Below are 9,262 nucleotides of genomic sequence, written 5' to 3'. Positions count from 1 at the left end.
CCTTTATGCAGACCGGTTCGTTCGACCTTCCGTGTAATTACTCAACCCGCCTTGAACACGGAAATCCTGACACCCCCAGCGCGCCCTTAGATACGCTCCCAGAAATCACGCCAACCGACTGAAATCGCCTCAACCCCAGGCAACGCTTCGTCAACGTTAAAGCACACCGAAGACCAGTCGCCATATACGAAAAATGCAACAGTTGCCGGAAATCCATCAGGGCAACATATCAACGGGTCCACGCACTCAACAATAGCCTCACCAAGCCCGAGATCATTTTTCAAATAGAAACTCGACCCAACAACACTTAGCTTATCCTCACCGGAAGACTCCTCATAAAATTGATCAACAAGATTTCCGGAAGTCGGACCGATGATATCGGATATTGCCATCCTCCATTTTCTTGACTTCATTCTTGCCGTTCCCTTAAGAATCGCAAACAAACATTCCGCTGGGGAACGCCTTTGGCAACTGACATCAATTCGAGTTAAAAAGAAACGATTTCCCGGTCTGCCCCTTTCACTTTCGAGTCGAATATTTACGGGAACGAGAATCGGCAAGCAATTGCTGCTCATGTGAGACCAGTGCGCATCAACCCACGACGAAAAGGAGAAATTCAAGGCTGCCAAATGAATATCATTGATGCTGCAAGACCATTTTTCCGATATCGCTTTGACTTCCGCAGTAGGCATTCGAACCCACGTTACATTCCGCTCGCCCGAAAGTCGAATTGGCCCACCTGTCCAAAAACCATGCGTCTTAACGCACACATCAAGCGTGTCCATCGCCTCCATATAATCAGACCAATGGAGAGGCGGCGAGAATTGAGCTCCACGCAAAATTCTTGATTTCGAGCCTTGCTGAAAAATGGCCTCCAAAACGGATGCGATATTTGCGGCATCCTGGACGTCATGTCGCGTAAGGTAAAAAATAACGTACCTGTCCTTTGCGTAGCCGGAAATGAGCCACATCTTCCACGGGGAAATATCCGGGGCAAATTTATAAAATCTGAGGTCAAAAATTATTGAATCGAGATCAACAGATCCATCCAAACAAATTGTCGACAAATGCTCGCCAACATCACTGCAATCTCGGATCCACTTGGCTCCGCCAGCATCGCATGAAATATAATGGGTAAGACACGGCAATTTCTGAACCGCCTCCCGAAGACTAATTTCAAGCAAGTCAAAATCCGGCGAGGCCCCTCGGAAATGCAATATAGCACCCACATTTGAAGAGGCTGCCATCCCGGACGGCTCGACTCCCGCACGAAAGAAAAGCAGATCGAGCGGGCCGGGAACATTGGAGACTCGCGATTCCGAAGCGCTCATATCTACTCTCCTTTTGATTCTTCAATTAATAATTCTCGAAGCTTAGCGCGTTGCAATTTTCCGGCGTGGTTAATAGGCAACGCATCTACAGCCAATATTTCCCGAGGTCGTTTTCCCGGAGGAAGTTTTTCTCGGCAAAATTTAAACAAGTCATCGACTATTAATTTGCGTTTATCTTCCTCAGCGGCGAGCACAACGCATGCCACCAAATATCCAGTCCCAAACGAGTCCGGTTTTGACGTGACCCCGGCTGCCTGTACGAATCTATGTTGCAAGACTACAGACTCGATCTCGTTGGGTGACACCCATAATGCCCCAACTTTCATCATATCGTTCACTCTTCCGATCAGCCTATAGCCAGCCGAATCGCCACCAATGGCTATGTCGCCGGTATTCAGCCAATCGCCATCGAACAAATATCTTTCCTCGTGGATACGCCGCCAATAACCAACAGTTGCAGACGGGCCTCGAACCTGCAGTCTTCCCGGCTGCCCTAGACACGTTGGAGAGCCATCATCCCTGACAATGCGGACCTGATAACCTGGGACAACGTGTCCGACATGATCGGTTGTCGCGAAACCCGGACGATTCGAAACAAAGATATGCAGCATCTCGGTACACCCAAGCCCATTAACAATTTCCACACCAAATCGATCTCTAAATTTTCTTTGAAGCTCAGATGGCAAGGCTTCACCGGCGGAAACCACCAGCCGAATCTTGTCAAAAAGATCTCTTGGAGAGAGATTTTTAAGCATAGCTGAAAATAGCGCCGGCATTCCAAAAAAAACAGTTGGTTCGTATTTAACTATGGCGTCCTGCAAACTCCGCGCCGTTGAGTTTTCCGACAGCAAGATCGATGAGGCACCAGCAGCCAAAGGGAAGAAGCATGAATTTCCAAGGCCATATGCAAAGCCCAATTTTGATGCAGAAAGGCACCGGTCATCTCTCGACAACTCTAAAATTTCGCTCCCGTAGCCGGATATGATAGTCCTTACACTGCCATGACGGTGCATAACCGCCTTAGGCTTTCCGGTCGACCCTGAAGTATATATCCAGAATGCAACCGAATCTTCATCTGTATTTTCTACGGGAATATAATTGCCTTCACCACGCGCAACAAGACGCATCCAAGAAAGGCATGCGGATTCATGGATGACCGAAGAAATAGCCGGCCCATCCAGAACAACAATCTTTTCCCCATCAAAACCGTCTCGCTTCATCGAGCGCATTTCTAAAAATTTAGCTTCGTCAACGACGAGAAATTCAGCCTCCATCTCTTTTGAGAGACACAATACTTCGTCGCTGGAATAGAGTGTTGAAACAAACGCCGGCACCGCACCGCACCATATCGTCGAAAGAAAAGCGATTACGGCCCTTACCGTATCAGCAGCATGAATCATGACTCGATGCGCCGGCCGGAGTCCGATCGATTTCCAACCCGCTGCCGCCGAAATGACACGGTTTCTCAGCTCATCGTAATTTATCGACTCGCTAGCATCTACAAGCGCTATGCGACTTGCCACATCCCTCACCGTTTCTTTACCGACGAGGTATGATGCGACATTAAAGGGGCCCGCGACAGCATCCTTGGCGTGACTCACATCGATTTTCATGCAATCGCTCCATTCTCAAATGCTCTGCGCGCGTGGACGTATAATGATTTCATTGACGTCTACATCGTCAGGCTGCCGTATCGCATATGAAATGGCCTCCGAAATGGCGCCTGGGTCAAGTGCAATATTAAAGACAGGAGCCATGAATTTCTTCATTTCAGGATCTTTTATGGAGTTTGGCAACTCGGTCGCAACCGCTCCGGGAGAAATGATTGTCGCTCTTAAATTTACCTTCTTTTCTTCAAGACGGAGACCCTCCATAAATGCACGAACGGCGAACTTCGTAGCACAGTAGACACTTGCCCCCGGAAAGACGATGTGACCCGCGACAGATGAAACAGTAATGATATGCCCACTCCGCCGATTGATCATATGGGGAAGTACGGCGGATACACCATAGATAACACCCTTGAGATTTACATCGATCATATTAGACCACGTCTCTATGTCCCCATTTCTAATGTATGCAAGAGGCATGGTTCCGGCGTTATTAACCAGGACATCAATTTTTCCAAATTTGTTGATTGCAAAATCCACGACTGAGCGTACGGCGAGCGGGTCCGTTACGTCGCAGACCTGATGTAGCGCCATCGACCCAAGTTGTTGCACGAGCCCCTTCAGTTGTTCGGCGCGGCGGCCGGCCAGAATTACATGATGTCCCTCCTCGCAGCATTGACGAGCAGTTGCAGCGCCTATTCCACTACTAGCTCCAGTTATCAAAATAACTTTTGGTTTCATTTCACATCCCCCGGCATTTGATAATAAGCTTGCCATCTACTAGACCGGAAATTCAATTTTCTCGGCACGCTGGATGTGTTGCAATAACTATATCTCGATAACCTGGCCACTCATTGTCTATACGCATAATATCAGATGCGCCGTGCAGGCATTGCGAGTCGTCAATGAACATGGCGTCTCCGGGATAAAGTATCGCATCGACGATTTTCTTCCCGTCCCTCGAATAGACATAGCTTACACCGCCTGTAATATTTTGCCTGGTGATAGAGAATATTGCCAAACTTTGCACTCCATCTCGATGCATTCCCTCAACAGTGGTAGCGGTCGATCCAGGGCCAATTGCAATGATTCTTTGTCGTTGTATCAACGCTTCACTACCCGCAGGGATCAAAAAATGATCGAAAAATATATTTGATATTTCCTCGATGAGGTAAAAATACTTATCGGGAACTTCTTCGTAGAACCTGACGATTGAGTTTGAATAGAAGCGCTCATTAACTGGGTGAAAAATTGGCCCATGAGAGCCTTTTTTTACTTGCCCACCCAAATTCACAACTCTAACAATGTCTTTACGTCTACTTTTGTTTTTTACATACTGATCGTTTGGCACATCATGAAACGACATCTGCAACCTATCGATCGTGGATGGATGGACTATATTCCGACCTAAAGCACACTCCCCGTCATTGCCTAGATAGTTTTTCATAGACACCCTCCAATTCGGAGTTAAATTATCTTGACTTAAATTAATGACCAATTGAATTAATCCGCTCATTCAAAGAAAAAGGAGTGTCCGATGCGCGACGCAATAAAACTTTTACCCAAATGCCCATCATTTGCGCGTCGACAATCAATATTTAGCGCGTCCAGCATTCGATTTTACTGTGCGGAGCCCAATCCATGTATCTATTATTTTAAAATTCGCAATCGACATTAAATAAGCCGCGCGAGAATCACCGCGGTTTATTCGAATCGATATCGACTCCACGTCTTTGCCTTTCCATTCGCCACCGCCCCTTCTCTCTATTTTTGCGGCCAAAAAACGCGCATATTTTCGAAAGCTTTAGAAATTAAATGGTAAGGTCGACTCATCGAGGCATGCATCCATATTAGAATGATGGACTGCGAGCGAGATATAATCGTTTGTTATTGTAGATAATAGGAACTGATCCATCCGAAGAGGGAATTGTTACGTAACTGCAATATTTCGATTTTCGGAATAAAGGCTTGAATGAGATGAAAAATTGAATCAAAGGTTCCTGGCTTGGGGCCAAGACTCTGTGGGCGGCCTCTTGTGGCGAAAAGGCATGAAGAACCAAGGTCGCCAGCATCCAGGCAAAACGCATCGAAGTTTGCGTGGCTGACGGCCGAGCGCCTCAACACGACGAACCGTCCGTCCGCGGATCCCGAATTCGATCAACTCAAGTACACCGGCAGATCGCCCAGTTTCAGAGTCGCATGAGTGGTCCAACTCTGCGGCGGCCAATGGCTGCCGGTCTTGAGCCGGCCCGATATCGATTCGACCTAGTCGTCGTCGACGATGTTGGCCTTGTGCGCTGTCCGATATTTCGGTTCGCTCGCCCGGGACAGGCGCAGCCATGCGCCCATTGATTCGGGATCGCCTCGTTCACCTCACAATTTCCCGTAGAGGGATCAATCACGGGTCAAAATTCGACGAAAACTACCGATCCACGGTCGTCAATGTCGATATCTTCTGTTGAGTGGTAGTCAACCTCCGTCGGCGAACCGCTCCTCTTCGTTAATTCCGGCCCACATGGGGAGATTGAGATTCACTTCACTAAACTATTGCAGCCATTGTTTCGAACATTCCTTTCGATATGTTAACGACTGCTCTATTCGAGCTCGATAGTTGGCATCGTCTCAAATAATAAAAAATTATATAGATACAATTAAAAATCATCCTATCATTGGAGGGACCGCATACGAATTTTTCTTTTAAAGATTAATTGTTGCTCGCTTGATTTAAATGAGTTTAGATTCATGATCGAGAAGGTGGAACAACGATAGTAGTGGACCAAATGTAGGAGGTCTTTTGGTGGCGCGTGATATCCAATATTGATAACGCCCTGTGTATGCATGGCGGGTCCGACTTTAAACTTGTCGAGAGTCGGCAGATCGTGTATCGAATGCATTTTATCTTCGCGCTTCAGACCATCTACAACATTCCGCTCAAACGGTAAACATTACTGCATTCTCGAGGGGCAACATGACTGATCATATGCATACCGAGCGAATTTCTATACCAAAGCCTCAAGTATTGTCGGTGATTGAGGTTCTGTTGAATCACTATGAAGGAGAGGACTGCTATGTCTACGAGAGAGGTTCTTGCTGGTATGTCGGGATGGGTGCAAAGGCTTCGATGACGATCAGTCCGGATGGCAGCCGGGCTACGATCTTTGCCAATGAAGAAACGCAGCATGTCTCAATAAAGGGAACACTTGCCGATACAGCGAGGGCATTTCTTTCGCGTCACGCGGCGTCGGCCGCCAGGATCTATGGCCACGCCGGTTTCAATTATGCAGCACATATAAATGGGCATCCATACCGGCCGGGACGATGGCCACTGCTTGCACTAATGGTGCCCCATACGGAGGTGATTTTCGCTGAGGGATTTGCGACGATCTATACCGCCAATCAAGATTCTGCCCGAACAATTCAGGCGCTTATGTCTAATCGCGCCAAGGAGAGACCTACAGGTAGGCTGACGGTCGACGTATCCGCCAACGCCGCCAGTTATCAGGACCGGGTTCGCCGGGCATTGGTCGAAATTGGCGACGAGGCGTATGCGAAAGTCATCCTTTCCCGCCCAATCGAACTCGAAAGCGAAATCGACATGCCGGCCACGCTGCGGCGTGGCCGGGAATTCAATTCGCCGGCGCGCTCGTTCCTGTTCAAGCATGGACATTTTGAGGCAGTCGGTTTCAGCCCGGAACTCGTCGCCCTTGTTGAAAACGGTGTTGTCTCGACCGAGCCACTTGCAGGAACGCGCTCCGCTCTAGGAACCGACGAAGAGATAGCCGCACTACGCAAAGAGTTGCTCAACGATACGAAAGAAATTGTGGAGCATGTGGTCTCGGTGCGGGCCGCAATCGCAGAGCTTGACGAAATATGCGTCGCGGGGTCTGTTGCTGTGAACGACTTCATGTCGATACGCATGCGCGGTAGCGTGCAGCATTTTGGCTCTCGCGTCACAGGACATTTGGCCAGTGGAAAAGACGCTTGGGATGCATTCAACACTCTGTTCCCTTCGATTACAGCATCGGGCATCCCGAAGACGCCTGCGCTGCACGCCATCGAGCGCCTCGAGGATACTCCACGCGAGTTGTACGCTGGCGCTGTCCTGCTTCTCGAGGGGCACGACATGTTCGAAGCGACGTTGGTGTTACGCTCGGTGTTCCAGGATGAATCTAGGCGGTGGCTCCAGGCTGGCGCCGGCATCATCGCTCAATCCAGGCCGGAACGGGAGCTAGCCGAAACCAACGAAAAGCTGGCCAGTATCGCCCCTTACCTCGTCACAAGACCCTGAGCGGGAGCGCCACCCCATCCGTAGGACCACCAGTCGCTCGCGACAAAAAATGGCCTACCACCAACGGATTTGCGCATGCGACAGAACGACCAATATGTGCTCGGATATCGCGATGAAGAACAGCTGCGACTTCAGAGGCAGGCATATCAGCTAGCGACTGAATCGAAGTGGCTTTTCGATCAGATTCCTCTCAAGCGTGGTGGCAAGGTCGTGGAAATCGGATGCGGTCCGCACGGTTGCCTCGACATGCTCGCAGAGCGTGTCGGTGCGAGCGGGCTGGTGATTGGTGTCGAACGTAGCGACGAAAGCGTTGGTTTGGCGCGAGCAATGGCACGCGAAAGAGGCCTCGGGAACGTCGAGGTTGTCCATCGTGACGCCCGGAACACGGGCCTCCCGAGGAACACATTTGATTTGGTCACGCTCCGCCTCGTTCTTGTCAATGTGCCTCAGCCTGAGGAAATAGTGCGGGAGGCGATGTCGCTCGTGAGACCCGGCGGATGGATCGCGCTGCACGAAGCCGACTATCTGAGTTTCGTCTGTGATCCCCCATCAGAAGCTTGGGAGAGGTATATGCAGCTTTTTTCCGGCTACTCCGAGAAAAATGGCATTGATCCATACATCGGAAGAAAGCTCCCCCGACTGCTGCGCGAGATCACCGGCATTCAGAAAATCATGGTTAATCCATTGATTCACGTTTATCCGCCGGACCACGAGCGACGTTATCTTGCGCACGACTTCGCCGAGAACCTAAGCGATCGGCTCGTCGCCGAATTACCAATCTCAAAAGATGAGTATGAGTCGCTTAAACTAGCTCTGCGCCAACATATCGCGGACCCGAACACACTCGTCGTCTCCCACTTGTTCTTTCAGGTATGGGGGCAAAAGCCGATAAAGAGTGAATGCATCAATAATGAGTCGAATTCCTGAAATCTCGCTAGTGGCGCCGGTGACGCTTGGAGCGACACCACGCATCTGCGGACACAAGGGCACTCTTAAAATAAGGGTTATTCTTGTGCCTTTCTGTAAACCTAGCAGGGTGTTGAAAAACCTCGCGCCGTCGTCATCTGTAGTGGTCAACTGATTCCGGACACTGCGTTAAGTTTTTCTTCCGCGACAGCCGGCGCCAGTCCGTCGTTGAACTGATGCGGCCGTATCCAGTTGTATCGATGCATCAGGTAGTGACTGATATCCCGGTGTGCTTCCTGCGCCGACATGTAACCCACTGACGGCAGCCATTCCGTCTTGAAGCTGCGGAACAACCGCTCCATCGGGGAATTGTCCCAGCAATTTCCACGACGGCTCATGCTCTGCTTTATCCGGTAGCGCCACAGACGCTGACGGAACTTCCGACTTGCGTATTGGGTGGATTCAACCGGTCGTCGCAACACTAGATTGTTGAACAGACCGGAGATATTCGTCCAGAGCTTCAGCAGGCGTTTTCCACCCGAGTGTTTTTCGGGGCCTGGTGTTCAGTGTATTAGCAACGGCTTGAATCTCTCGAGCGCTCCATCGGGACAGATCCGTGCCCTTTGGAAAGTATTGTCGTAGAAGGCCATTTGTGTTTTTGTTCGTGCCACGTTGCCATGGGCTGTTCGGGTCGGCGAAGAAGACCTTCACACCAGACTCAATTGTGAAGCGAGCATGGTCGGACAGTTCCTTTCCCCGATCCCAAGTCAATGATCGCCACAACTGGGAAGGCATGCTCGTCACGATTTTCTTGAGTGCATTGGCCATCGTGACAGCCCCATAGCCGGCCAGCGCGGGACCGTTTTTCGTCCTGGGAATCAACCCGTAGCCTTCCTCGCGAGGCAGATGGATGAGCATGGTGAATCGGCTTGATCGCTCGACCAACGTTCCGATCGCAGACCGGTTCAAGCCGATGATCAGATCGCCTTCCCAATGTCCCGGTACAGCACGGTCTTGAGCTTCCGCTGGACGTTCGGAGATCATCACGTCTTTGAACCGCTTGGATTTCTTGGACAGTGCCGAGCGTTAGTGTTCGGTCTTTCATGAGCCTTCGGCCGTAGGCCGAA

The 9,262-nt window shown here is 50.1% G+C and carries 6 protein-coding genes and 2 pseudogenes; 2 read left to right on the top strand and 6 right to left on the bottom strand.

Going from position 1 to position 9,262, the window contains the following annotated elements:
* Positions 1 to 86: 86 nt before the first annotated feature.
* From WS61_RS34670 to WS61_RS32515, 4 genes are read right to left on the bottom strand one after another with little or no spacing between them, the layout of a single operon-like run.
* A complete protein-coding gene (locus WS61_RS34670; protein ID WP_157692672.1) occupies positions 87 to 1,331 on the bottom strand; it encodes a hypothetical protein in 1,245 nt (414 codons plus the stop codon).
* A gap of 2 nt (positions 1,332 to 1,333) precedes the next feature.
* Entirely contained in the window at positions 1,334 to 2,944 is a 1,611-nt protein-coding gene (locus tag WS61_RS32520; protein WP_095211581.1) for a benzoate-CoA ligase family protein, read from the bottom strand.
* A 15-nt stretch (positions 2,945 to 2,959) separates the two neighbouring features.
* Positions 2,960 to 3,682, bottom strand: coding sequence for an SDR family oxidoreductase (locus WS61_RS03630; protein WP_059499277.1), 723 nt, complete (start codon positions 3,680 to 3,682; stop codon positions 2,960 to 2,962).
* 52 nt (positions 3,683 to 3,734) lie between these two features.
* Positions 3,735 to 4,388, bottom strand: a complete 654-nt coding sequence (locus WS61_RS32515; RefSeq protein ID WP_157692671.1) for a 2OG-Fe dioxygenase family protein — start codon at positions 4,386 to 4,388, stop codon at positions 3,735 to 3,737.
* 1,521 nt (positions 4,389 to 5,909) lie between these two features.
* On the opposite strand from WS61_RS32515, the gene WS61_RS03625 reads away from it, so the two are divergent.
* Together WS61_RS03625 and WS61_RS03620 are read left to right on the top strand one after the other, a co-directional pair.
* The gene (locus WS61_RS03625) at positions 5,910 to 7,229 is read left to right on the top strand and encodes a salicylate synthase (RefSeq protein ID WP_059499276.1); all 1,320 of its coding nucleotides are present in this window, start codon (positions 5,910 to 5,912) and stop codon (positions 7,227 to 7,229) included.
* A gap of 75 nt (positions 7,230 to 7,304) precedes the next feature.
* Positions 7,305 to 8,156, top strand: coding sequence for a methyltransferase domain-containing protein (locus WS61_RS03620; protein ID WP_218921197.1), 852 nt, complete (start codon positions 7,305 to 7,307; stop codon positions 8,154 to 8,156).
* Positions 8,157 to 8,302: 146 nt separating this feature from the next.
* On the opposite strand, the pseudogene WS61_RS03615 reads toward WS61_RS03620, so the two are convergent.
* Together WS61_RS03615 and WS61_RS32510 are read right to left on the bottom strand one after the other, a co-directional pair.
* Positions 8,303 to 8,590, bottom strand: a pseudogene (locus WS61_RS03615) (integrase core domain-containing protein); the annotation flags it as partial.
* 7 nt (positions 8,591 to 8,597) lie between these two features.
* Positions 8,598 to 9,185, bottom strand: a pseudogene (locus tag WS61_RS32510) (IS30 family transposase); the annotation flags it as partial.
* Positions 9,186 to 9,262: the final 77 nt, after the last annotated feature.

This window comes from Burkholderia sp. ABCPW 11 (assembly GCF_001523445.1).
Classification (GTDB): Bacteria; Pseudomonadota; Gammaproteobacteria; order Burkholderiales; family Burkholderiaceae; genus Burkholderia.
Note: the sequence above shows the minus strand (reverse complement) of the source record. Positions and strands in the feature narration are given on the sequence as shown.